The following is a 25,765-nucleotide window of genomic DNA, read 5'->3' as shown; positions in this document are numbered from 1 at the left end:
AATAATAAGCTCACTGATCAAAATAGTTTTTCTTGTGGAGTCAAAGCCTGATCCATGATGTCATGCATTTCATTGATCTTTTGTTTGACTTCTGCCAGAGACAAGCCAGACAAAGGGCCTTCGGGTGATTTGGTCGCCAATAGCTCTGTGGTCATGCTCAATGCTGCCATGACCGCGATCCTGTCAGTACCCTTGACTTTTGCAGCATCCCGTATGGCAGACATTTTGCCATCAAGGTAGGCAGCAGCTTCGCGCAGGGCACGGTCTTCACCCTCACGGCAACTGAGCTTGTAACTCTGCCCCATGATATTGACATCGACCTGTATCACTTTTACTTCACTCATGCCGCCTCCTTGTCATTCAAGACCTCGGCTGGCAGTTGCGCCAGCAAGGCAGAGACACGGTCATGAGCCTGGTGCATGCGTTGTTGCAAGTCTGTGTTTTGCGTCATCAATGAGGTCACATCATTACGCAGTCTGGCATTTTCGCTGCGCAAGGTGTGCGCCAGCACGACTAGCTGTTTCACTTTTTCAGCGAGCAATTCGAATTCGGAAATCATTATGTCTCAGTTCAAGGGGTATGCAATGCATTCATTAAGATAGCCAATAAGGCAGCCAACAGGGCAGTCAATAATGCGATGTTAATGCGATCTTTAATTATACGAGTAAATTTTCTCTCAGAGCATGTCTATCAGGCTGCCATCGCTCAAAATAAGTGCAGCATGGACAGTTTTACCAGAAAATACCTGCTTTAAGGCCAATACATAATCCTGCAACTGCTGGCGATAGCCTGTTTCCTGACCAGGTAAAAGCTGACGTTTGTAATCCAATACCCAGACTTCATGCGAAAAAACCACAACCCTGTCCAGGCGCAATAATTTTTTCTCGACCAGCACATCCATTTCATTGCGCGCATATACATAAGCGGCAGGCTCATAAAATTTCTGCAATGCAGAATTACTGAATATACACTCAGCCTGTTTGCGTATTGCCATCGCCACAGTGCTGGAACAAGGCAACCAGACTGCGATAGTCTCAACATCTGGCACTGCAATGGGCCAGCTCTTTGCGTTATTGCTCAAACGCTCCATCAGGGTATGCAGGGCTATACCTTCCAATTGTTCATCACTGCTCACTTCCAGTACCAGCTCTTCTGCAGGCATGGCAGGGGGTCAAATACTGCCATACTGAACGACTGATGCTGCTGTATTTCATTCTCAATATTAGCCGCAGCCGGTAATTTTTCTTCTACATGATCGAGATAGCCATACCAACTGGGCGCTAATTGCTTTTTCCCGCTCTGTACACCGCTAAGTATCAATATCTGCTTGGCACGGGTGATGGCGACATATAGGAGATTCCAGTTTTCTTGCGTGGCCTGGGCTTCTTCCTGCGCAAAAAACCGGTCACGCGCAGCGCCGCGCTGGTCTTTTTTGCCAAAGACAGAAAAATGCCTTTCTTCACCCGCTTGCAAGGGCCACTGGCACAAGACACCTATCCTGTCTTTCATGGATTCACTGTGATTGGCGTCCAGCATGACGACGATCTTTGCCTCCAGCCCCTTGGCACTGTGGATGGTCAATATACGTACAGCGTCAGCCGCGCTATCAACTGCAGATTCATCGGGGGCGTCACTGTCACCGCCGCGGCGCAAGGCGCTCAGGGCAGCGATAAATTTGGGCAAACTGGGGTAACGCCCGGCATCCAGATTCAAAGCCAGTTCAGTAAAACTATGGATATTGCCCATGACCTGGCTACGCTGGGCAACTGACGACGCTTGCGCATAGCGCTGCAAGACCTCGCCTTGATGCAGGATGCGGTCCAGCAAATCATGCACGGGCAAATAATAAGATGCCTCCATCCATTGCTGCAGCAAGCTGGCGGCGCGTTGCAGAACTGGACAAGAATCATCTTCCGTCGAGGCCAAGTCCAAAGTCAAGGTTTGCAGACGCTTCCACCAGGTCGCTTCATCGCGCATGGCCAGCGCAATCAGATCCTCATCACTGGCTGCCATGATGGGCGACTTTAACACATGCGCCAATGCACGGTTGTCGCCTGGCGTCATCAGGAAATTTAATAGTGCGATCAAATCCAGCACTTCCAGCGCATCCAGCAAGCCGCCACGACGACTGGACACGAATGGGATGCCTGCTTCGCGCAAGGCTTTTTCATAGGCAGACAAATGCGTGCGGCGCTTGACCAGCAACATCACCTCACTCCATTGAAAGCTCTCCAAGCCCTGTCCGGCGCGTATGCCCAGCAAAGCCTGCGCGACTTGCCTGCCCTCTTCATAGCGTTGCTGGTTTTCTGCTTCTTCAAGCGGAGTTGTCAGCGGATTACGCAGAGGGAAACGTGAAGGCGCAGCTTCTTCTTCGCCTGCCTCTTCAAGATCAATGGGCGCGGCCATGCCTATCAATGGCAAACGCCAGACTGCACCATCTGCATCAGAAGCTGTCGTCTGTGCATGAAACAAAGGGTTGCCATGCATGCTGACATTGAGTACATCAACAATCGCGGGTGCATTCCTGCGCGTCTGGTTGGTGCGCAACACCCTTGCTCCCTGCGCTGCCAGCATATTTTGTGCAGCGGTAAACACCCTGGGTTCGGCACGACGAAAACGATAAATAGACTGTTTGGGGTCACCCACTACAAACACACTGGGCTTGGCACCATCATCCCCATAGGCTTCCAGCCAGGCTTGCACTATGCCCCATTGCAAGGGGTTGGTATCCTGGAATTCATCCAGCAAGATATGTTTGTAACGTGCATCGAGACGGCTATGCAGGTAGGCTGCATATTCTTCATTACTGAGCAGTCTATATGCCTGCCATTCGAGGTCAGCAAAATCAAATACCCTTTGGTCAGCCTTCAGGCCTTGGTAGCATTCAAGATAAGCTGTGCCGACAGCAAACAGGGCTTCATTGACTTGCATGACCAATTTTTCGGCGCTGCGTTTTTGCAGTTGCTGCAGTGCCTGCACTATCGCGTCACATTCATCTTCAAAGGCATTGATCTGGTCCAGGCCCAGATGTTTTTCTATGGATGTGATCAGCGCCCTGACCTTGACATTGTGTGAGCGGATATTGCCTTGCCCATTGATGAAGCCATCACAAATCATGGCAAAGGCATCCAGGCTGGGGCCATCTGTCAGGCCTTGCTCTATCTTATTGGCATTGGCCTGGTTATTTTTTGAACCCTGTCCCAATACCAGGGCCATGTGGGCAATGCGCTGATATAGCTGGGCATCTTCCCAGATGCTGAGCCGTGCATCCTGATACAGGTCTGCGCCGCATAAATCACGCAACCAGTCCAGCGGGCCACCTAGTTCAATTTGCTGGTTGCTGGCCCACCACTCGGCCCGCTTGTCGAGAAAGGCTTCCAGCATTTCGCGGGCATTGAAGTCACCAATTTCCTGATACAGGAACAGCAGTGCTTCCTTGATGTTGGCATGCTCTTCCTGAGCCAGCATCTGCATGAGCTGGCCATAGGCTTCGCGCTGTATGTCGCCACTGGCCTCGACAAGCGTAAAGCCATGCGGCACGCCAGATGCCAGCGGTGCCAGTTGTATCAGGCGGCCAAACCAGCTATGGAAGGTATCCAATGATAGCGATTGCGGGCTGGACAAGACCTTTTCATACAAGCCACGTGCCAGCGGGATGACATTCTGCAAGTCAGCTTCGGCTATGCCGCGCTCAGTCAGCAATTGCCGCACATGGGCGATATCTGTCAGCGCCAGTTCATGCAGCAAATCCATGAGGCGTTCGCGCATTTCCTGAGCAGCCTTGCGGGTAAAGGTAATCGCCAATAATTCTGCCGGTTCGGCCCCAGCCAGCAAGAGGCGCAACATGCGCGACACCAGCAGCCAGGTCTTGCCACTGCCAGCACAAGCCTCGACGACAACGCTATGGCGCGGGTCACATGCGGTTGCCGTGAAGTGGGCATGGCTGACAGCCTGGCCATTGACTTCATAAGCCTGCGAGTATTGAGGGGCCTGCATGGACTCAGTCATCACCAAGCCCCCTTGCGACACAGGCCACGCATTTCACAATACTGGCAATTTGCTTCTACACCATGGGCTGGCAAGCTCGCACCTTTCTGTATCGCAGACATGCTGGCTTTAATCGCCAGTGCCAGTTCTGAAACCCAGCGTTCAAAATCGTCAGCAGCGACATCACCAGCCTTGCCCTGGCTCAGTTCCAGCGCCACATAATTGCCTGAGCTGACAGGCAAATCTGTCAGCAAGCCATAAAACGGCAGTTGATGATCTTCTCCCTCCTTGAGTCTCCTGCGCAGGTCCATCAAATTTTTAGTCTTGTAATCGAGTACGGCCACTTCGCCATTCGTATTTCTGTCTATGCGGTCTATACGACCTTTCAGCATGATCTGGCCGCCCTGCCATTCCAGCGTCTTTTCATTCTTGATTTCACCCATGTCGAACTGCCAGCCAGCTTCTTCATGCGCCTGCATCCAGGCGACATAGGCAGGAATGACTTTATCCCAGCGCACGCTATAAGCTAGTGCCGCCGGGCTTTTTTGCAAGACATCGGCAAAAAAATCAGCAGAGATATTGCGCAGCAAAGCTTCTTTATCCACGCCAGGCTGACTGACTTGAGCAGCTTTCAATTCCTCATGGTAACGCTTGAGGATGGCATGCAGCCAGTCGCCATAGTCACGTTTTTCAGGCATGCCTGACAGCTCATCCAGCGCACTCAAACCCAGCATGCGCCCGGCAAAAAACTGGTAAGGGCACACCACCAGGCTTGTATAGGCACTGGCGGATAAAGTCTCTGGCAACAGCGCAGCGGCAGAGGGCGTGGGCATGTGCTGGGTGCTGACTTGCATGGTCCTGATCGGCAAATCCAAAGGATGACTGTCCAGCACACCTTGCTGGGTGCGTTCCAGCGTCAGACCCAGTTGTTCCAGCCAGGGGCTGACGGGATTATGTTCGCCATTCAGGCTGCCCTGCCAGGATAAAACGATGTCAGTATTACTCAGCAAGAGTTCGGCAAAATCACGCAATTGCTGTTGCTGGCGTGATTCGCGGGTTTCCAAACCACATTCACGCCTGACTGCATTTGCAAAAAACAAAATCTCGCTGGCTTGCGATGGCAGGTGTGACGCATCCGCACCGACCAATAACACCGCATCAAAGGGACGCAGGCGTGCGCCATTCAGCGGCAACATGACCACGCGCTTGTCGGTATGTGCGAACACAAATGCGGTACTCTCCAGTTGCAGATTCATCAGGGCACGCCATTCAGCAAAGGTGAATGGGGTTTTCAAGTCCGCACAGGCAAGCTGCAATTTCTGTAGCAATTGTATGATTTGCGCGCCCGCCGGGTCTGCCTGGAAGGCATTGAACATGGAGAGATCAAAGAACACCTGCAGGCTTAATGCACTCCATTCAGACAAGCTGCGCCTGCCGGTGAAATTGCCAGCCTGCCTGGACATGGACCTGATCCAGCGGCTGGCTGCCCCGGTATCCTTGCCCGCATCCAGTGCAGCCAATACCGATTCCCAGCCACCCAGCACATTGGCGCGGCGCAAGACCAACTCTATGCGCATGACGATGTCGGCCTTGGCAGCGATGGCATCTTGCTCGGGTTCACTATTATCCGGGTCTTTCCACAGCAGGTAAGGTGACTTCAAGAAATCCAGCAAGGCCATGGTATCGGCCCGCGTCGTCACCACTTCCAACCAGGCGGCAATGGCTGCCGCAGCACGTGTGGTAGATAGCTTCCAGCCTGTTTCATCAGCCACCATGATCTGTGCGCGTTCCAGCAAGGCGCGCATGCGGCGCGATACGACGCGGTCTTGCGCCACCACAGCCACACTTTGCTTGCCGCCCTGCAACCAGTTGATGATGGTTTGTGCACCCTGTACCGCCTCATCTTCGAGCGACGTGGCGCGGCACAGGCGTATGTGAGATGTCGCTACATACTCAGTCAGCGCCTGCTGATGCTGGCTGCCTGCATCCTGCAAACCCGGCCAGGCATGGTAATAAGGCTGCGGCAAGGTATGCGCACGCCAGTCCAGACTGATTTGCAATACGCTTTGCTTCTTTGCCCAGGCATGCAGAAATGCATTTTCCATGGGGTTGGGCAAGGTTGGGGCTATCCACAGCAAAGGTTCACTGGCCTGAGCAGCAATTTGCAATAACTGTGCATAGCGCTTTACCTGCGGGTCATTACCATCGAGCTGACTCTGCCAGACTGACCATACCAGTTGTGTTTCTTCTGATAAAAGGGCTTGCGCAGGCGCAGGCAATTGCGCCAGCGCGGCCTGCCAGTCTTTTTCCAGTTTGCTTTTATCCTTGCCTACGGTAGGCAATAACACAGCCGTCAATTCATCGGATAAAGTCAGCAGGGTCTGTGCCAGGGGTAACAAGTCAGTATTGCGGCGCGCACCAAATAATTTCTTTAACCAGGGATGTTGCCGCAATTCAGCATATAGCCCCATCAGTCTTTCACTGGCATCACCACCGGCATTATTTTGCAGTGCAGCATCCGGTGCCTGCATTTCCAGCAAGGCAAACAGGGTTTGTATGCGTGGCGGGATAAAATTACCCTGCAATACTGTCCCCAATGCCCTTAACAGGAGATGGGCGTGCTGATAAGTAGGCACGATCACCCTTACGCCGGAAAAATCCCGCTCTTGCTCTCGCCCCCAGCCCTGCTCTTTGGCAGCGCGCAAAAAAGCCCGGGCAGTCTGTTGCCAGAAGAGGGGGCCAGCAGGTATCAGTTGGGGATTATGTAGCATCAAGGATTAGTGGTTTTGCCTGTAGAGCAAGTATACTATGCGACGGCTCCGGCATTTTGGAGGCAGGCATCACACTTTTCTAAAAAATAGGTTATTATCTACCGCATAGCTGACCACGCCTGACTCATTTTGTTTTAGTCACGGTGCTGCACTGTTCAACACCATTGAATTCGTGATTATCACCCCAGATTCAAACCAGAATGCGGCGCTGTCCCAAAATACCGACATTCAGTGGCGCTGTTACCCCTTAATTTTTCCCCTCTCGTTGAGGATTCCATGAGCGAAAACATCAAATATGTAAGCGATGCTTCATTCGAAGCAGACGTATTGAAATCTGACGTACCAGTATTGGTCGATTTTTGGGCTGAATGGTGTGGCCCTTGCAAAATGATTGCCCCCATACTGGAAGAAGTTGCCAAAGAATATAATGGCAAGATCGTCGTTGCCAAGATGGACGTCGATGCCAACCAGGCAGTTCCTGCCAAGTTCGGTATCCGTGGTATCCCTACCCTGATCCTGTTCAAAAATGGTAGTGCTGCCGCACAAAAAGTAGGTGCATTGGCAAAAGGCCAATTAATCTCTTTCATTGACAGTAATATTTAAGGTATTATTGCGGTCTGAAACTTTAAAGTTGCAAATAACAAGCTTGTTTGCAGCTTTAAAACAGAGACAAGCTGCCTTGCTTGCCGGTTAGTTGATAGCCACCATTCAAGGCATGCTGATTCAGCCCAATTTTAAGTAAAATTAAATAAAACGAAAACCGAGACAGAAATTCTTTCTATCCTGTTTAATCCGTAGTTCCTCCGTTCACTCCCCCACCCCATAATCCCATCCCGGGACACTCACCATGCATCTATCTGAATTAAAGGCCTTACACGTATCCGCATTATTGGAAATGGCCATAGGACTCGATATCGATAACGCAGCGCGTATGCGCAAGCAGGAATTGATGTTCGCGATCCTCAAAAAACGTGCAAAAGCAGGCGAACAAATTTTTGGCGATGGCGCCCTAGAAGTATTGCCCGACGGCTTTGGCTTCCTGCGCTCGCCAGATGCCAGCTACATGGCCTCGACTGACGATATCTATATCTCTCCTTCGCAAATCCGCCGTTTCAATCTGCATACTGGCGACTCTATCGAAGGTGAAGTGCGCACACCCAAAGACGGTGAACGCTATTTTGCATTGGTGAAGGTGGACAAGGTCAACGGCGAATCGCCAGAAGCCTCCAAGCACCGCATCCTGTTTGAAAACCTGACACCGCTGCACCCGAACAAGGTATTGACCTTGGAACGCGAGATGCGCGGCGAAGAAAATACCACCGGCCGCATCATCGACATGATCGCCCCTATAGGCCGTGGTCAACGTGGTTTGCTGGTAGCGTCGCCAAAATCCGGTAAGTCCGTCATGCTGCAACACGTGGCACACGCGATTACCACCAATCACCCTGACGTTACTTTGATCGTTTTGCTGATCGACGAACGTCCGGAAGAAGTAACCGAGATGCAGCGTTCAGTACGCGGTGAAGTGGTCGCATCGACTTTCGATGAACCAGCCACCCGTCACGTACAAGTTGCTGAAATGGTGCTGGAAAAAGCCAAACGCCTGGTTGAAATGAAAAAAGACGTGGTCATCCTGCTGGATTCCATCACCCGTCTGGCACGTGCTTACAATACCGTCATCCCTGCATCCGGCAAGGTATTGACTGGTGGTGTGGATGCAAACGCACTGCAACGCCCAAAACGCTTCTTCGGTGCAGCACGTAATGTAGAAGAAGGCGGCTCACTGACCATCATCGCGACAGCCCTGATCGAAACCGGCAGCCGCATGGATGATGTGATCTATGAAGAGTTCAAAGGCACGGGCAATATGGAAGTCCATCTGGAACGCCGCCTTGCTGAAAAACGCGTCTATCCAGCCATCAACCTGAACAAATCCGGTACCCGTCGTGAAGAATTGCTGATCAAACCGGATCAGTTGCAAAAGATCTGGATCTTGCGCAAGTTGCTGTATAGCATGGACGAAATCGAAGCGATGGAGTTCATCCTCGACAAGATGAAAGCCACGAAAAACAACGCAGAGTTTTTTGAAATGATGCGCAGGGGCGGTTAATCCCCCTCCTGTTTTCAGGCTAAAAAGCCGTCACTTTTGTGACGGCTTTTTTTTGCTCATTGATTTGCTAGCTTGCGACTTTCAACAATACTATCGTCACCAAAAAAGAAGTCTCGCTGAGCGCCGTTACCGCATGCGGCAAACCAGCCTCCAGATACAGCAGATCGCCTGCATGCATGATCCTGGGTCCAGCCTGTAGCTCGATTTGTACCTCACCACTCAGGCATTGTATGGTGATAGGCCCCTGAACATGATGTGAAGGCAGGCTCCTGCCCTGCGCCAGATGCATGCGTATGACTTCCAGATGCTCGTCTTTAAACAAGGCGTGCGCTGGCACTGTCAGTAATTGCGCCTCAGGCAACAACAAATTAGCCATTTCTCCTGAGCGCAAATGTGGCATGGCCATGTTATCTCTCCTTTAGTGCAATCAGATTTGACGGCGTGAGCAGCACAGAATTATGTCGCCACATGAAAATCAATAATGATTTCACCAGGCTCTTGCGAAACATAGGCCACTTTTACACCCGTACCAAAATGTTGTGCGATCTGAGCGAGCAAGGGCAAGGGATTATGGTCATTGCAAAATCGCATGGTTTCTCCCGGCCTTAATGCTGACAGGGCGCCAAAGATTGCGGCATGGCGAAAACGCTTGGCAACTCCACGTGCATCGAATTCATATACGCCATCGGCCAAAACGGGAATAGAACAATCATGAGCCATGATGAAACTCCTTTTAATATAGATGAAAATAAGCAGAAAACACAGGGAGAGTAATTTCTACCCTCCCCTGAATAAATAACTAGAGCTTGCCGGAAGCCTTGGCATAAGTCATATCAAGCGCACTTGCCTGCGTGCGCTTTTTGCCTATCAGCAGGCGCAAGGCAAATATAGCCAGGCAGACGACACCAACAGAAAACACGACGTCACCAGGAACCCGCAACCAGACCAGGGTTTCCATAAAGTGTGAATGGATGACCTCGGGTGAACGTGCATACCACATACCCTTGCTGATGCTTGCCACGGCCTGGTAAATCCCGGCAGGTACCAACGACATGAACACCATCATTGCCAACCCTATATTGAGCAGCCAGAACATTGCCTGCAACAATTTATCGGACCACAGCGCTCGCTCAGACAAGCCTCTGAGGCAGAACAGCAGCAAACCTATACCCAGCATGCCATACACGCCAAACAAGGCAGCATGGCCGTGCGCAGCTGTCATATTCAAGCCTTGCATGTAGTACAGGGCAATAGGGGTGTTGATGGAAAAGCCCAGCAAACCCGCGCCAACAGTGTTCCAGAAACCAACAGCAATAAAGCACAGTATCGACCACTTGTAGGCCTGCACCCAGGCTGCCGCTTTTGAGCGCTGGTAGTTACGGAAAGCCTCAACACCTATCATGGCCAGCGGCACAACTTCAAGCGCAGAGAACATGGCACCAATGGCAATGACAAAAGTGGGGGTGCCGGTGAAATACAGGTGATGCAAAGTCCCCAGGATGCCACCAAACAGGAAGACGATGGTTTCCAGGATAATTGCACTATTCGCCGTTGCTGCACGGATCAGGCCCAGGCGGGTGAACAGCAGGGCAATCACTGCGGTAGCGAACACCTCAAAGAAGCCTTCTACCCACAGATGCACCAGCCACCAGCGCCAGTATTCAATCATGGAGTAATGGGTATGTGGACCCCAGGTCAGTGAGGTGGCATAGAAACCGCCTATGCACATGGCAGCCAGGAATACCATGGCAATCAGGCCACGGCTCTCGGATGGTTTTTTCAATGCAGGCATCAAGCCGCGTCCCAGCAAGGTCACCCAGAACAACAGGCCGACGAACAGGAGTATTTGCCAGACCCTGCCCATACTGGTGAATTCCAGTCCCTGATTGCCTATCCAGAAACTGAATTCATTGCCTTTGTGCTGCAGGCTGCCCAGCCAGCCAAATGCGGTGGAGCCGACCACGATAAACAGCAAGGCATAGAACAACACATTGACACCAAGCTTCTGGAATTTAGGTTCATGGCCAGAAATGGCGGGCGCAATATACAGGCCCGTCGCCAGCCAGGCTGTGGCTATCCACAGGACGGCAAATTGCGTATGTATGGTGCGGCTGACAGTGAACGGCAATATGTCAGCGAGCGGAAAGCCAAAGAAGCTGTGGCCTTCGACTGCATAATGGGCAGTAATCACGCCCATGCCGACCTGAGCCAGTATCAAGCCTATGACGACATAGAAATATTTCCTGGTTGCCCGCATGGAAGGAGTAGGCTTCAGGTCAAACAAGGGATCAGCCTTGGGAGGTATGGGATCACTCTCTTCCTTGCTGATGGAGTGATAAAAAATCATCCCCGCAATCGCCGCGATCATCAGTATGACACTGGCGATGGACCAGATGCCTGCACCTGCTGTCGGCGTATTATTGACCAGGGGTTCATGCGGCCAGTTGCTGGTATAGCTGAGGTCAGCCGCGCCCGGTCTGTCTGTGGCGGCGGCCCAGGCCGACCAGAAAAAGAATGCAGGCAAGGCTTGCAAGTCCTTGATTTCTGGCAGGCTGCCTCGGTTCATCGCATATTGCTCACGCAAGTTTTCCAATGAAGGATCATTGCCAAACAAGGCCATATAATGCTGCGCCACGCTTTGTATAGCCTTGGCACGGTCTGCACTCACAGTAATCACATTGCCAGAGGCATCGTGGGTATTGCGCCGCATTTCTTCTTTGAGGCGAGCCTTCAACTCGGCCTGGCGGCCCGGACTAAGTTGCTCATAAGATGTCTGCGCCTCTTTTTGCGCCCAGATATCGAGCAGAGCCAGTGATTCACGGTGCAACCAGTCAGCAGACCAGTCAGGTGCGACATAACTGCCATGGCCCCATACCGTGCCAAGCTGCTGCCCACCCGCAGATAGCCAGGCTTCCTGGCCGCGCCCTACCTGCCCCTCAGAAAATAAGACAGTGCCGTCAACACTGACGACTTGTTTGGGAATAGGCGGCGCAGTCAGGTAAATTTCTGTGCCCACCCAGCCAAGGACGGTAAATGATAGAACACAGATGACAGCGAGCCAAGTCCAGAGTTTACGCGTGGCATGCATGGCGTGATTCCTTATTGGTAAATTGAAAGAGTTTCCTGATACAAAACCTGTTTTAGCGCCAAGCTATGGCAGCATGTCAGCACAAACAGGCTTGATTCGTTAAAGATTCATTTTATATGCATGTATTTAAAGATACAAAACAAATGAATGTTTAATGTAAAACCCTTGATGAAGATCAATTTTCCGGGATTTGTAAGACCAGGCTTATAAACATCTATACTATATGCATCTTAACGAGCTAATGCGGAGTGCTCATGCCTCCCATTGCATGCACAGCACTTAGGAACCATGATGAGATTGACCGCATTTACCGACTACACCCTGCGCACCCTGATGTACCTGGCACAACATGAGGACAGGCTGGTGACCATACAGGAAATTGCCGAGTTGCACAGCATCTCGAAAAGCCACCTGACCAAAGTTGTCCATCAACTGGGAATGTCGAACATGGTAGAAACCATACGTGGCCGCAATGGCGGCCTGAAACTGAATCTGCCGCCAGAAAAAATTAATATAGGTGACGTGGTACGCAACGCTGAATCTGATTTCGATATGGCCGAGTGTTTTGACCGTCACAGCAATACCTGCTCCTACTCAGGTGCCTGCATTTTAAAAGGCGTACTGAGCCGGGCTACAGACTCCTATCTATCAGTGCTTGATGCAGTGACACTGGCCGACCTGGTCGCGCAAAAAAACAGCCTTGGCAAAATACAGCTTTTTGCGGGCAAGAAAATAAAGCGGACATGACATACGCTCCTGCCATCAATCTGTTGTTATCAGGCACTGTGCACTGAAAAACCGTGTTCTGCCGGTAAAAGTTTCCGGCTTCTTATTTCATATCAAGGATTTTTGAGAAAGACACCAGTATTGTGAACAGCAAAGTAATTTCCCTCGGGTTTATAGCCTACACATACAAAAGGTGTTCACATGAAAAACATTTTCAGAGGATTTTTTGCATCCCTGCTTGCACGCATCTTGTTCGTCTCGCTGTTCCTGACTTTGTCAGCGCATGCGGCGGAGAGTAAAGACAGTAAAAGCAACAAAGGCACTGGTGATTTTGGCCCTCCCCAGGGGCCAGTCATACGTGCAGTACTGACCAGCCCACCCTTTGTTCCTCCACCAATAAAACGCAACCATCCGGCAAAAGTCATTGTCGAGCTGGAAGTCGTGGAAAAGGAAATGGCTATCTCTGAAGGTGTGAAATACATGTTCTGGACCTTCGGCGGCACCGTGCCAGGAAGTTTCATTCGTGTGCGCCAGGGTGATACGGTTGAATTCCATCTCAAGAACCACCCCAGCAGCAAGATGCCACATAATATTGACTTGCATGGCGTAACTGGCCCTGGCGGTGGCGCATCTTCCAGCTTCACTGCACCTGGCCATGAATCACAATTCACCTTCAAGGCACTCAATGAAGGTATTTATGTTTATCACTGCGCGACTGCACCTGTGGGCATGCATGTTGCCAACGGCATGTATGGCCTGATCCTGGTTGAACCACCACAAGGCCTGCCACCCGTAGATCGTGAATACTATGTCATGCAAGGCGATTTCTACACCACCGGCAAATACCGTGAAAAAGGTTACCAGCCTTTCGACATGGAAAAAGCCATCGATGAAAAACCAACCTATGTCTTGTTCAACGGCGCCGAAGGTGCCCTGACTGGTGACAAAGCCCTGACTGCCAAAACAGATGAGAAAATTCGCCTGTTCGTCGGTAATGGCGGCCCCAACCTGGTATCCAGCTTCCACGTAATTGGTGCCATCTTTGATAAGGTACGTTTTGAAGGCGGCAGCAATTTCCAGAAAAATGTACAAACTACGCTCATCCCGGCTGGCGGTGCAGCAGTGGTTGAATACCAGACCAAGGTGCCTGGCAGCTATGTACTGGTCGATCACTCAATTTTCCGCGCATTCAATAAAGGTGCACTGGCCATCATGAAAGTCGATGGCGCAGAGAAGAAGGATATCTACTCAGGCAAAGAACTCGATTCAGTTTATCTGGGTGACCGTGCACAAGCGAATCTGTCTGCAGTCAGCACAGCAGCCAAGGCAGCAGAGAGTGGCACACTGACAGTGCAGGACCAGGTTAATGCAGGCGGACAATTGTTTGCGGGCACCTGCTCAGTCTGCCATCAGGCAAATGGCGCGGGCTTGCCCGGCGTATTCCCGCCATTGGCACAGTCTGACTACCTCAATACTGACCCACAAAGATCAATAGGCGTACTGCTGCGTGGTTTAAGTGGCAAAGTCAGTGTCAATGGCAAAGATTTTGATTCCGTCATGCCTGCCATGAACCAGTTGAATGATGATGAAGTCGCCAATATCCTCACTTATGTCCTGAATAGCTGGGGCAACAAGGGCGGACGCATACTGGCCAGTGAAGTCAAGGCCGAGCGTGCCAGGGCTGTGCCTGCCAAAGCAGCGGCACATTGAAACTCATCAACTGAACGATTCATCGGTCAATAGATCAATAAATAGATCAATATATGGCGAACTGTAACAGGCGTGGCAGCAAATCAAAGTTAGGGCAGGCTATGCTGGGGACGGTCTTCTTGCTGGCTCCTGCGATTATCTGTGCCGCTGAATATGTTGCCATTCCGGGCAAGCAGTTCGCCAGTGTATTGTCTGGGTCCGATGTAAAGGACATGGCCAGGGTCCCATTCTTTGCCATGCGCACCAGCCCGGTAACAACGGGGGAATACCAGCAATTCCTGCACATCCATCCTGAATGGCAGCGGGATCAGGTCGCCTCTATCTTTGCAGATGCCAGCTATTTGCATGCGTGGGCTTCGGCAAGCGATGTGGGGAATGAAAAGAAATTGACGCAGGCAATTACCAGCGTCAGCTGGCATGCAGCCCAGGCTTACTGTGAATCGGAAGACGCGCGCCTGCCCAGCTGGTATGAATGGGAGCTCGTGGCAGCAGCAGATGAGCAACATGCCGATGCCCGCAGTGACCCGGCCTGGCGTGCGCGCATACTCTCATGGTATTCAGAATCACCAGCCCAGTCGTCAGCTAACATGAGCCATGCACCAAATTATTATGGTGTCCGGGATATGCATGGCCTGATATGGGAATGGGTCAGTGACTTTAATGCCCTGCTGATCAGCGCTGACAGCCGTACCCAGGGTGATCCGGACAAACTGCAATTCTGTGGTGCCGGTGCCATCAGCCTGCAAAACAAGGAAAACTACGCGATCCTGATGCGGGTAGCCCTGCTGTCATCGCTGACTGGTGCAAGCACGACCGACAATCTGGGTTTCCGCTGTGCGCGCGACCTCAAGGAAGAAAAAAAATGAAATCAGCTTTGAACACATGGAAGGCCATTGCAGCCTCTTTTCTACTGCTTGCACTGCATGCACATGCAGGTAGCAGCGAAGCAGTAGCAACAACAAAAGCACAAGCAAAAATACAGTCAATACCAGGTGACTCTGTTTACCGCTTGCCTATCAACCTGGAAAATCAGCAAGCCCAAAATTTTAAGCTGGCAGACCAGGCCGGCAATATCGTCATCACCAGCATGTTCTACAACTCATGTGAATATGTTTGCCCCATGCTGATAGACACCATACGCATGCTGGAAAAAAAACTGGATGAAAAAGAGAAATCTCATTTATCCGTCCTGCTGGTGACCCTTGATCCAGCCAGGGACAAGGTCGCCACTTTGCAATCCATCGCCAAAGCCAGGGAACTGGATACGCAGCACTGGGTACTTGCACGCACCAGTGAAAAATCCGTGAGACAACTGGCTGCGGTATTAAATATTCAGTACCGGCAAATGGACAGCGGCGAATTCAACCATACCAGCGCCCTCATTTTGCTGGATAGAAATGGCCGCATACTCGCCCGTAGCGGCACCTTGGGGTCAGTGGATGATGAATTCTTGCAGAAGATAAAACTCGCACTCAAAAGCCTGGATGCTGGCACTGCTGCTGCGGCGCCTTAAATTAATCAGATTGAGCTGATACAAATCAGCAATTGAGATCAAGGAAAAAAGCCGGGCCACTAACAGGAGTCAGGAGCCCGGCTTTTGCATTAACAAGCGCGCAGATCAGCCACGAACCTGGTCATCCGTTTTTTCCTTGTGGATTTTTTTCGATTGATGGTTTTCAGCATGCTGGATGTTGCGCTGTTCAGCCGCGCTGACATGACCATTTTTTGCAGCAAGGGCTTCTTTGTGATCGACTCTTGCCTGACCTTTCTCCAGCTTTGCCACTTCATGATTGGTCAATTCGCCAGACTTGATGCCATTTTCAACCCGTTGTTGCTGGTTCACATTTCTTTGTACATCAGCCTGCATGCGTTTGCTGGATACTGAGTTGGGATTACCGACCTGAGCATCATGCTTCTCTGCATAAATATCAGCGCTGACCTTGTCCTGCATTCTCGCCAATTTGTTTCTCTCTTGCTGGTTCAGTTTGCCATCTTTCAATGCCTTATGCTCTTCACGTGCGACAGCCGCTTCCTCACGCTCCAGCTTACCTGCTTCCCTGGTCGTCAACTGCCCGGTTTTCAAGCCATCTTCTATGCGTGCTTGCTGGTTCACATTGCGCTGTACATCGCTGCTGACGCTTTGTGCGAATACAGAGCCTGTCAGCAAACCAGCCAATAACAAGGGGATAAATTTTGTTTTCATGATGCAATCCTTATGTGGGGTTATAAGTTACTTGTGCTAGTCACATGCCTATAACGACTCATCAGAAAGTGCCGATGACAGCCAAGCTGTAAGTGAGAGTAACAAGCGTAAGTAGCAAAATGTAACGCCTTGAAGAATCGCAAACCCAAAAAGAAACGGGCCAGTTTTGAGACTGGCCCGCTGCTTTACTTTTTTTACTTTATTACATTATCACTTACTTGCTGGCCAAAACCTCAGGCTTGCTCCAGCCTCCGCCCACCGCCTTGTAGATACTGACCACGGCAGACAATTGCGCACGCTTGCTGTCGATCAGGCTGGACTGTGCCTGGTACAGGTCGCGTTGTGCGTTCAAGACTTCCAGATAGCTGCTATAGCCATTCTTGTAGCGCAAATCCGCCAGGCGCAATGAATCTTTCAATGCGACCACCCTGCGCTCGGAAGCCAGGTTGACCTGCTCATTAGCCGCCGTATTATTCAGCGCATCATGCACATCACGGAAAGCGCCCTGCACTGCCTGCACATATTGCGCCAGGGCCTGGTTCTTGCGGGCTTCCGCGCCTTGTACTACCGCACCAATTGCACCGGCACGGAAGATAGGTTGCGCCAGACTGCTACCCAGGCTCCATAACAGCGATGCCGGATTGATCAAGTCCTGGAATACCCTGGATTCATAACCAGCAGTCGTCGTCAATTTAACACTAGGGAAATATTGTGACTTGGCCTGACCGATATCTGCATTGGCAGCGACCAGCGCCTGCTCTGCCGACAGGATATCCGGACGGCGGTTCAGCAAATCAGATGGCAAGTCTGCAGGCATCGTCAATTGCTGATGCAGGCTGTCTATTTCATTACCACGTGCAATCACAGGCTGCGCAATCGCACTGGCAGAACGGCCCAGCAAAACAGCCAGTGTCGATTCTATGTTTGACAAGGCTTGCCTGGCTTGAGCATAACTGATGTCCGATGCGGCTGCTTCAGATTCAGCTACATGCAAATCAAGTTCGCTGGTTGCACCTGCCTTAAAACGGCGCTGTTGCAAACGCAGGTTTTCCTGACGGGTTTTAAGGGTCGAATCCGCCAGAGCCAGTTGTGCATCGGCTGCGCGCAGGCTGAAATAAGTCTGCGCCACATTCGCATACAGGCTGCTTTGCACCAGGCCACGATTGGCTTCCTGCGCCAGCAAACGCGCACGGGCTGCTTCATCGGCACGCGCCAGCTTGCCCCAGAAATCGACTTCATACGAAGCTGTCAGGCTCAGTTGAAAGTCTTTGCTGTACGGGCTGGCACCGGTACCCAGCTTACCGGCATTTTCACTGGTGCGGGTACGGGTTGCGCCGAGGTTAGCATCCACACTGGGATAGCGGTTCGAATTGGCACCGACAGCAACTGCACGTGCTTCTTCTATACGCGCTGCGGCCAGCTGCAAGTCCTGGTTATTTTTGGCCGCTTCATCGAGCAGACCGTCAAGTACCGGGTCCTGGAAGCTTTTCCACCAGGCTGCATAATCAACTGCTGCCAGTTTGTTTTGCGTGACCACCACACCGGGGCTGGCCGGAGTTTCCAGCGCCGGGCGCTGGTAGTCAGGCCCTACCGAGGCACAGCCTGCCAGCATCATGCTGGCAACCAGTGTCGTTAATATGAATTTTGTTCCAGACATCATTATTCCTTCACATCTGCTTGAGGCGCATTGTGCAAAATATGGACAGGGTGTTCAAAATCCTGCTCAGTCGTTTTCAAGCGTTTGTCATTGATCAGCTTGAAGAACAAAGGCACGAAGAAGATCGCCAGGAAAGTCGCTGCCAACATACCGCCCAATACACCAGTACCCAGGGATTGACGCGCAGCAGCACCAGCGCCGTGCGAGAAAGCCAGTGGTACCACACCCAAAATAAATGCCAGCGAAGTCATCAGAATAGGACGGAAGCGCAAGCGTGCCGCTTCCAGTGCCGCCGCCACCGGCGCATAACCTTCATGCACTTTCATGACCGCGAATTCCACAATCAGAATCGCATTCTTCGCCGACAGGCCTAACAGCGTCACCAGACCGATCTGGAAGTACACGTCATTGTTGAAGTGACGCAGATACACCGCCAGCAAGGCACCAAAGATACCGAAAGGCATGGCCAGCAAGACCGAGAATGGCAGAGACCATTTTTCATACTGTGCAGCCAGGATCAGGAAAATCATCAGCACGCCAGCGCCCAATGCCAGACCAGCCGCATTGCTGCTGCGTTTTTCCTGGAAGGAAGCACCACCCCAGTCATAGACTACGTCAGCTGGCAAGACATTCTTCGCTGCTCTTTCCATCGCTGCAATTGCCTGGCCGGAGCTGTAGCCTGGTTTGGCATCACCCAGCAATTTAATCGCAGGCAGGGCATTGAAGCGCTGTACAGAATCAGGACCGGTAATGAACTTGATGGTCGTGAAAGCGCGCACAGGTATCATCTGACCAGTGGCAGAACGCACATACATGCTGCCTATATCATCTGGCTTGGCGCGGTACTGGCCTTCTGCCTGTAACTGCACGGTGTAGATACGGCCATTCTTGTTGAAGTCATTGACGTAGTAACTACCCATGGTTGCAGCCAGGGTGTTATACACATCAGACAGGGCCACACCCATGGAGCGTGCTTTTTCATTATCCACATCGACATACAACTGTGGTGAATTGGCTTGCCACAAAGTTTTAACGCCAGCCAGTTCTGGCTGCTTGTTGGCTTCCGCAATCAGCAATGGCAACAGTTGTGCCAGGCGTTTGACACCGCCTTCACCAGCATTTTGCAGATAGAACTCAAAACCACCGGTCTGACCCAGACCTTGAATGGCAGGCGGGGCAAAGAACAAAGGCAAACCTTCCTTGATACGACCAGTTTTCATATAGCTTTCACCCACCATCTGCTGGGCAGACTGGCTGCGTTCTTCCCAAGGCTTCAGTGGGAAGAACATGGTTGCAGCAGAAGATTTCAAACCGCCGCCGCCGAGGAAATCCAGACCAACCAGGGCAAACGTCGTATCGATGTTTTTATTGGTTTTCATGATGGATTCAACCTGACGCACCATTGCATCGGTACGATCCAACGAAGCACCGTCCGGCATGATCGCCGCACCAATGAAATACCCCTGATCTTCATCAGGCACCAGACCACCCGGTACGTTTTTCCACAACAGCCCAGTCAGGGCAACCATGCCCAACACCAAAGCTACGCCCAGTACCGCACGTTTCATGAAGAAAGTGACTCCATTGGTGTAACGCTTGGTCAAACGCAGGAAAGCAGCATTAAACCAGGTGAAGAAACGGTTATGATTTTCTGAACCTGGCTTGAGCAGGATCGCGCACAAAGCTGGTGTCAACGTCAGGGCAACGATACCGGACAAGACCACAGCGATAGAAATCGTGACCGAGAACTGACGATACAATTCACCCGCCAGACCACCGAGGAAAGCGATAGGGCCAAACGCTGCAACCAATACCAGCACAATCGCGATAACCGGACCAGTCACTTCATGCATGGCTTCAATCGCTGCATCTTTTGGTGTCATGCCTTCTTCATTGATCAAGCGCTCAACGTTTTCCAGCACCACGATCGCATCATCGACCACAATACCAATCGCCAGCACCATACCGAACAAGGTCAGCGTGTTGATGCTGTAACCCAGCAAATGCAGACCAGCCATGGTACCAATCAGCGATACCGGTACAGCCAGCGTAGGGATGATAGTCGCGCGCCAGCTTTGCAGGAACAGGTATACCACGATGAACACCAGCACCATCGCTTCGCCCAGGGTTTTCAACACCTCGGCAATCGATTCTGTCACGAAAGGTGTTGTGTCATACGGCGTAGCGTATTCCATACCTTCAGGGAACTTGGCTTTCAGGTCTTTCAGGGTTTGTTCTACCGCCTTGCGGGTTTCCAGCGCATTTGCGCCAGTCTGCAAGAACACACCGATATTCGCAGATGGGTGACCATTGACGCGGCCATACAGGTTGTAATCCTTGGAACCCAGTTCAACACGTGCTACATCACTGATACGGATGGCAGAACCACCCTTGGCAGATTTGATGATGATATTGGCAAACTCAGATGGTTCCAGCAAACGGCCCTTGGCTGTCACTGTCATCGTCAGTTCTTCGGTATTGTTTGGTGGTGCGCCTACTTTACCTGCAGCATACTGCGCATTTTGCTCAGTAATCGCGTTCGAGATATCGGCAACCGTCACACCCAGTTGTGCCATGCGGTCAGGACGCATCCAGATACGCATCGCATAATCCTTGGCACCGAAAATCTGGATATTGGTGGTACCTGGCACACGCTTCAATGCATCCAGCACATTCTGGGTTGCATAGTTGGACAAGTACAGCGCGTCGTAGCGGTTATCTGGCGAGAACAGCGCAGCAACGACCAGGAAGTTGGACGAACTCTTGGAGACCGTCACACCCTGGCGGCGTACTTCTTGCGGCAACTTGGCATCAGCCTGACGCACACGATTATTAACGTTCACCGCCGCGATATCGAGATTGGTACCAACCTCAAAAGTGACGTTGATCGATACACGACCGTCAGCAGAAGAAACAGAGTCCATATACAGCATGTGTTCCACGCCGTTGATCTGTTCTTCGATAGGGCCAGCAACAGTGCGCTCAACCACCTCGGCAGATGCACCTGGATAGACCGCCGTCACATTCACTACCGGCGGAGAAATCTCCGGGTAGCGCGAAATCGGCAGGACGCGCAAGGCGGCCAGACCGGCCAGCACGATGATCAGCGATAAAACTGTCGCGAAGATCGGCCGGTTAATGAAAAATTTTGAGAACATGAATTATTCCTTGTAGCCTTAGCTTTGTTATGCAGCGGATTTTCAGCTTGATACTTTGGCTTGAAGATACGGGCTTAGTGTTTTTCCCCTGCGCTGGCAGCCGGTGTTGCAGATGCGGCAGATGCTGCAGGTGCTGAAGCAGATGCACTGGCGGCAGGTGGTTTGCCACCGGCAGCAGGAGCACCTGGTGGCGCACCCGCTGGTGCAGCCTGGGCTGCAGCATTGGCCGTAATCGCGATTGGCGTTACCGTCATGCCAGGATCATGCGCTTTGATGAAACCATCCACCAATACGCGGTCGCCACCTTGCAAACCCTTGGTCACTATCCATTCACCATGGGACCAGCCATCCAGCTCAACCGGTTTTGGTACCAGCTTGTTATCTGGCGACACCGTAAATACGATCTTACCCATAGGGCTGTCAATCACAGCACGCTGAGGTATCGCAATGGCAGCACTACGGGTAGCACCGCTGAGTATCACGCGTACAAACTGGCCTGGGCGCAATGTGCCATCAGGATTAGGCACCTGGGCACGGGCATCAAAACCGCCGGTAGCCGGGTTCACTTTTTCGCTGACAAAGTTCATCTTGCCGGTGACCGGGGCTGTACTGCCATCCGCCAGTTTCAGTTGCACATCAAACGCCAGACTACCGTTATTGGTTTTCTTGCCAGGCAAGGCGATCTTGCCTGCGCCTACGTCCTTGCTCAGTTTCAGGTAATCGGCTTCCGGTACGCTGAAGTTGACATACACAGGATCAGTTTGCACGATGGTGGTCAGCAAACTGTCTGCTGCTGTCACCAGGCTACCGTTTGATTTGGCAGCAACACCAGTCACACCATCAATCGGTGCCACAACACGGGTATAACCCAGATTGAGTTTGGCTTCATTCACCTGGGCCTGCACTTGCTTGTAGCTGGCTTCTGCTGTTTCCAGTGCAGACTTGGCATCGTCAAATTCTTTCTGACTGATGGCTTTTTCTGCTGCCAGTGGTGTCAGGCGGGCAAATTCGCGTTTGGCCTGGTTCAGTTTGGCTTCTGCCACGCCAGCAGACGCTTCAGCAGAGGCCAGTTGCGTGCGGTAAGCACCCTGGTCGATCTGGAACAGGACTGTGCCAGCTTTAACACGAGAACCTTCTTCATACAGGCGGTTTTCCAGGATACCAGCGACGCGGGCCCGTACTTCAGTTTCGCGTGAACCTGCGGTTTGCGCCGCATATTCAAAGTCCATGCCCAGGTTACGTGGCTGCACGGTAACGACATTCACTTCTGGCGGCGGCATCTTGCCTGGGCCGGCAGCATTGGCAGCCCCTTTATCGCCACAGGCGGCCAGCACCAGCAAAGGCAGGCTGATAGCAGCAATACGCAAAGCAGGCAAAGCCTGTGTCATCTGACTAGTCACTGAAGTTAGCTTAAATACATTTGTTATTGGTTTTACAGGGGAGCGCATAGGAGATTCTTTCTTCTAAAAGGAAAGGCGGTGTGCTATTATATACATTCACGAATGTTTGTAAATAAAGTTTTTAAACAGCCCTACGGTAAAACAGGGATTTGGGTGAGATCTGAATTGATGCTTACCTATGAAAAACCAGCGCCTAATGGTGCAGTTTCTCTTGGGCTATATTTATATGACTCTTCGTGAGTCGTGTTCAAATTAACAAGAATTGTTTGCAGTCATTAGCAGCATGAATGACAAGCGCGGTATTTAAATGCTTTATAAAGCAGCCTGATGAAAGCCTCATGACATCCCGATCCCGAGGGTTGATAGAGGCTGGCAAGACAGGCAAGTAAACAAGTATAAAGCAGACAATAAATTTCTGCTGCGAGGCAACAGATTTGATCTGCAACAGGTCGATTTTTTAAATGTAGAGCAGTATCAATGCGTAACAATGCAGGTTTTAAAAACATAAAAACGGTATAACCGGAATACATGTCTTACTCACGCAGTGTGATTAGTAGCGAGCCTCAGGCTTTCAGCGCTTTTCACCCTGCAGTGATCACATACAATAACGAAGAGACAGCAAAAAAATTTGTACGTCGCGATAAAAATTGGCCGCGTACACAAAGGAAACAAAATGGTCAGGAAGACGAAAGAAGAAGCACAGGAAACTTATAATACTCTGCTAGACGCGGCAGAAAAAGTGTTCGCCGAAAAAGGTGTCACCAGTACCACACTCAATGATGTTGCCAGCGCAGCAGGCATGACGCGCGGCGCCATCTACTGGCACTTCAAGGACAAGAACGCCCTGTTCCAGGCCATGTGCGACCGCGCCTTCCTGCCCATGGAAGCGTTGCTCAACGAGATAGTCTCCACGCCACACAAGGACCCGCTGGCAGGCATCAGGCAATTAAACGTCCACTTCCTCAACCTCGTCACCGGTAATGCACGCCAGCAAAATGTGTTTGACATCATTTTTCATCGCTGCGAAAAGAACAGTGACCTGATCTTCTTCAGCGCCGAAAGTGAAAAACGGGTTGAATGCCTGTCCAAAGTGCAGGCCATGGTCCAGCAGGCGGTTGACCAGGGACAACTGCATCCTGACACCGACACCTGGATCGCTATGCAGGCCATCCACGCCTACGTCATAGGCATAGTCCATGAATGGCTGGAAGACTCATCCGCCTATTGCCTGATGCTGCACGCAGAAGACATGATAGACATGTTCCTGGCAGGCCTGGTCGCCCGCCCGCCCCTGAAAAAAGCCAGACCAGCAGAAAAAGAATGCGGCCTGCAACTGGTCGTCAACAACCAGGACTAGGCAAGGCCAGGCAAAACCTGGCTAGACCGGCAATTTCCAGTCAAACCGTACTGCCATCATGCGCAGTACGAAACAGATGCCCACACCAAACCACAGGGCTACACCTTCATTGAGCTCCAGCCAGTTCAGTATCAGGTAGGTCCAGCAACCGGCAAACGCACAGGTCGCATATAAGTGGCTGCGGCGGAACACCAACGGTATTTCATTGCAGATAATATCGCGCAAAACTCCACCAAAAATCCCCGTAATAACCCCCATCATCACGCAGACAAACATGGGCATCTGCGCTTCTTGCGCCAGGGATGCTCCGGTCACACTGAACAGACCCAGCCCTAAGGCATCGGCCAGGACAATGGCGTTTTCAGTCACGGCATTACGTAAATGCCGCAAAAACGGGATGGCGATAATCGACATGACAAAGATCAGGATAGGGTATTCCTGATTCTCCACCCAGAACAAGGGCCGCCTGTCCAATAGCAGATCACGCAGGGTGCCGCCACCAAAGGCCGTGATGAAGGCCACGGTGAACACTCCCACCACATCCATACGCTTGCGCCGCGCCTCAATAAATCCCGAACTGGCAAAAGCCAGTATCCCGGCGACTTCAATGGTATGCAACATCGAACTCATACCCAGATAGCTCGTCGTCATGTTTTTCCTTCAGGATTTGGTGCAAAAATGGGGATTTTATCAAGTTAGGGGTGATTATGGGTCTGATAGTCTATGGTTCTTTAAATTCAAGACCTCCCAACACAGAGACACAGAGCTATCACAGAGAAAGACTGAGAAAAATCGAAGATATCCAGAAGCTCATGCAAAGAGACCACCCTCAAATTCGTCGCTCCTGCGCAGGCAGAAACCTACCGGGCTGGCGCACCAGTGGCGTTCGTAGCAAGCTAGGAAAAGTCGCGGCAAAAAAGGATAGAAACATATTAAATAAATAACGCAATCTCACTCAAGCCAACCTTATCCACCTCAAATTTCTCTACAATAGGCCCCCAACTCCGACAACATCCCATCGCAAAACTCCCAATTTTCATTGTATAATCATCGGCTTGGCATTTTGGGCGTCCAAAATCCAGACAATTATTTAACCTTTGGCAAGTGATAATGCAATCGGGTCAAGAAGCAAGACGACCGACGAAGTGCTTATTGGCTACCTACACTATCTTGAGGCAAGCATGAAAGACGGCATCCACCCAAATTATCGCGAAGTTCTGTTCCACGACGTATCTTGCGATTTCAAATTCATCACACGTTCAACTATCGGCACCAAAGACAAAGGTGAGTTTGAAGGTAAAGAATACCCACTGGTAAAGATCGAGGTTTCTGCAGAATCTCATCCTTTCTACACTGGCAAACACAAAATCGTGGATACGGCCGGTCGCGTTGAAAAATTCCGCCAAAAGTTCGGCAAAGTCGGTTCCAAGACTTCTGTCGCCAACTAATCGGCAAGGGAAACACAGCACGGTTTCATGCATTGGCAGAGGCAACCCTGCTAATACAAAATTGCAGAGTACGCAAGACAGTCTGTGGTTCCCAAGAGTTTTTAGTAAAAAAGGCAGCCCAGGCTGCCTTTTTTACTACAGCTTTACCCT

General features: G+C 51.3%; 21 protein-coding genes. 8 read left to right on the top strand and 13 right to left on the bottom strand.

Translation table 11 applies throughout. From position 1 onward, the window contains the following. Positions 1-17 precede the first annotated feature (17 nt). The 5 genes from UNDYM_RS07075 to UNDYM_RS07060 form a co-directional block, all read right to left on the bottom strand. Positions 18-329 (bottom strand): cell division protein ZapA, encoded by a 312-nt coding sequence (locus UNDYM_RS07075; RefSeq protein WP_162044496.1) that lies wholly within the window; start codon positions 327-329, stop codon positions 18-20. An 11-nt stretch (positions 330-340) separates the two neighbouring features. Continuing rightward, positions 341-559 carry a DUF904 domain-containing protein gene (locus UNDYM_RS07070; RefSeq protein WP_162040413.1) on the bottom strand — a complete coding sequence of 73 codons (219 nt, stop codon included), beginning with the start codon at positions 557-559 and terminating at the stop codon, positions 341-343. A gap of 117 nt (positions 560-676) precedes the next feature. Then, on the bottom strand, positions 677-1,162 hold the full coding sequence (locus tag UNDYM_RS31320) for a hypothetical protein (RefSeq protein ID WP_370529448.1): 486 nt from the start codon (positions 1,160-1,162) through the stop codon (positions 677-679). Next, the gene (locus tag UNDYM_RS07065; RefSeq protein ID WP_370529447.1) at positions 1,132-4,008 is read right to left on the bottom strand and encodes a UvrD-helicase domain-containing protein; all 2,877 of its coding nucleotides are present in this window, start codon (positions 4,006-4,008) and stop codon (positions 1,132-1,134) included. Before UNDYM_RS07065 ends, UNDYM_RS31320 begins: the two co-directional genes overlap by 31 nt. Next, complete coding sequence (locus tag UNDYM_RS07060) at positions 4,008-6,758, bottom strand: PD-(D/E)XK nuclease family protein (protein WP_162040412.1); 2,751 nt, start codon at positions 6,756-6,758, stop codon at positions 4,008-4,010. Before UNDYM_RS07060 ends, UNDYM_RS07065 begins: the two co-directional genes overlap by 1 nt. Before the next feature lie 276 nt (positions 6,759-7,034). On the opposite strand from UNDYM_RS07060, the gene trxA reads away from it, so the two are divergent. Together trxA and rho are read left to right on the top strand one after the other, a co-directional pair. After that, a complete protein-coding gene (gene trxA, locus UNDYM_RS07055) occupies positions 7,035-7,361 on the top strand; it encodes a thioredoxin TrxA (RefSeq protein ID WP_162040411.1) in 327 nt (108 codons plus the stop codon). Positions 7,362-7,605: 244 nt separating this feature from the next. Further along, positions 7,606-8,868 carry a transcription termination factor Rho gene (gene rho / locus UNDYM_RS07050; RefSeq protein ID WP_162040410.1) on the top strand — a complete coding sequence of 421 codons (1,263 nt, stop codon included), beginning with the start codon at positions 7,606-7,608 and terminating at the stop codon, positions 8,866-8,868. Between the two features lie 67 nt (positions 8,869-8,935). Here the strand turns inward: rho and UNDYM_RS07045 are convergent, their stop codons facing one another. The 3 genes from UNDYM_RS07045 to UNDYM_RS07035 form a co-directional block, all read right to left on the bottom strand. After that, positions 8,936-9,274 carry a cupin domain-containing protein gene (locus UNDYM_RS07045; RefSeq protein ID WP_162040409.1) on the bottom strand — a complete coding sequence of 113 codons (339 nt, stop codon included), beginning with the start codon at positions 9,272-9,274 and terminating at the stop codon, positions 8,936-8,938. 50 nt (positions 9,275-9,324) lie between these two features. Beyond that, positions 9,325-9,588, bottom strand: coding sequence for a DUF2249 domain-containing protein (locus UNDYM_RS07040; RefSeq protein WP_162040408.1), 264 nt, complete (start codon positions 9,586-9,588; stop codon positions 9,325-9,327). Between the two features lie 79 nt (positions 9,589-9,667). After that, positions 9,668-11,956 carry a nitric-oxide reductase large subunit gene (locus UNDYM_RS07035; RefSeq protein WP_162040407.1) on the bottom strand — a complete coding sequence of 763 codons (2,289 nt, stop codon included), beginning with the start codon at positions 11,954-11,956 and terminating at the stop codon, positions 9,668-9,670. Positions 11,957-12,247: 291 nt separating this feature from the next. On the opposite strand from UNDYM_RS07035, the gene UNDYM_RS07030 reads away from it, so the two are divergent. From UNDYM_RS07030 to UNDYM_RS07015, 4 genes are all read left to right on the top strand, one after another. Further along, a complete protein-coding gene (locus UNDYM_RS07030) occupies positions 12,248-12,703 on the top strand; it encodes an Rrf2 family transcriptional regulator (protein ID WP_162040406.1) in 456 nt (151 codons plus the stop codon). A 180-nt stretch (positions 12,704-12,883) separates the two neighbouring features. Next, positions 12,884-14,392 carry a copper-containing nitrite reductase gene (gene nirK / locus UNDYM_RS07025; protein ID WP_162040405.1) on the top strand — a complete coding sequence of 503 codons (1,509 nt, stop codon included), beginning with the start codon at positions 12,884-12,886 and terminating at the stop codon, positions 14,390-14,392. Positions 14,393-14,445: 53 nt separating this feature from the next. Continuing rightward, positions 14,446-15,258 carry a formylglycine-generating enzyme family protein gene (locus UNDYM_RS07020; RefSeq protein WP_232063785.1) on the top strand — a complete coding sequence of 271 codons (813 nt, stop codon included), beginning with the start codon at positions 14,446-14,448 and terminating at the stop codon, positions 15,256-15,258. Further along, the gene (locus tag UNDYM_RS07015; RefSeq protein WP_162040404.1) at positions 15,255-15,905 is read left to right on the top strand and encodes an SCO family protein; all 651 of its coding nucleotides are present in this window, start codon (positions 15,255-15,257) and stop codon (positions 15,903-15,905) included. The genes UNDYM_RS07020 and UNDYM_RS07015 overlap by 4 nt, the downstream gene beginning before the upstream one ends. 105 nt (positions 15,906-16,010) lie before the next feature. Here the strand turns inward: UNDYM_RS07015 and UNDYM_RS07010 are convergent, their stop codons facing one another. The 4 genes from UNDYM_RS07010 to UNDYM_RS06995 all read right to left on the bottom strand — a co-directional run bounded on the left by UNDYM_RS07010 (position 16,011) and on the right by UNDYM_RS06995 (position 22,810). Next, on the bottom strand, positions 16,011-16,595 hold the full coding sequence (locus UNDYM_RS07010; protein ID WP_162040403.1) for a hypothetical protein: 585 nt from the start codon (positions 16,593-16,595) through the stop codon (positions 16,011-16,013). A gap of 214 nt (positions 16,596-16,809) precedes the next feature. Further along, a complete protein-coding gene (locus tag UNDYM_RS07005; RefSeq protein ID WP_162040402.1) occupies positions 16,810-18,252 on the bottom strand; it encodes an efflux transporter outer membrane subunit in 1,443 nt (480 codons plus the stop codon). Between the two features lie 2 nt (positions 18,253-18,254). Next, positions 18,255-21,410, bottom strand: coding sequence for an efflux RND transporter permease subunit (locus UNDYM_RS07000; protein WP_162040401.1), 3,156 nt, complete (start codon positions 21,408-21,410; stop codon positions 18,255-18,257). 74 nt (positions 21,411-21,484) lie between these two features. Then, on the bottom strand, positions 21,485-22,810 hold the full coding sequence (locus UNDYM_RS06995; RefSeq protein ID WP_162040400.1) for an efflux RND transporter periplasmic adaptor subunit: 1,326 nt from the start codon (positions 22,808-22,810) through the stop codon (positions 21,485-21,487). Between the two features lie 673 nt (positions 22,811-23,483). Between UNDYM_RS06995 and UNDYM_RS06990 the strand changes: the two genes are divergently transcribed. Then, positions 23,484-24,167 carry a TetR family transcriptional regulator gene (locus UNDYM_RS06990; protein WP_162040399.1) on the top strand — a complete coding sequence of 228 codons (684 nt, stop codon included), beginning with the start codon at positions 23,484-23,486 and terminating at the stop codon, positions 24,165-24,167. A 21-nt stretch (positions 24,168-24,188) separates the two neighbouring features. Here the strand turns inward: UNDYM_RS06990 and UNDYM_RS06985 are convergent, their stop codons facing one another. Next, positions 24,189-24,818 carry a trimeric intracellular cation channel family protein gene (locus UNDYM_RS06985; protein ID WP_232063779.1) on the bottom strand — a complete coding sequence of 210 codons (630 nt, stop codon included), beginning with the start codon at positions 24,816-24,818 and terminating at the stop codon, positions 24,189-24,191. 530 nt (positions 24,819-25,348) lie between these two features. Between UNDYM_RS06985 and UNDYM_RS06980 the strand changes: the two genes are divergently transcribed. Further along, positions 25,349-25,615, top strand: a complete 267-nt coding sequence (locus UNDYM_RS06980; protein ID WP_162040398.1) for a type B 50S ribosomal protein L31 — start codon at positions 25,349-25,351, stop codon at positions 25,613-25,615. Positions 25,616-25,765: the final 150 nt, after the last annotated feature.

It is taken from the genome of Undibacterium sp. YM2, from assembly GCF_009937975.1.
Classification (GTDB): Bacteria; Pseudomonadota; Gammaproteobacteria; order Burkholderiales; family Burkholderiaceae_D; genus Undibacterium.
Note: the sequence above shows the minus strand (reverse complement) of the source record. Positions and strands in the feature narration are given on the sequence as shown.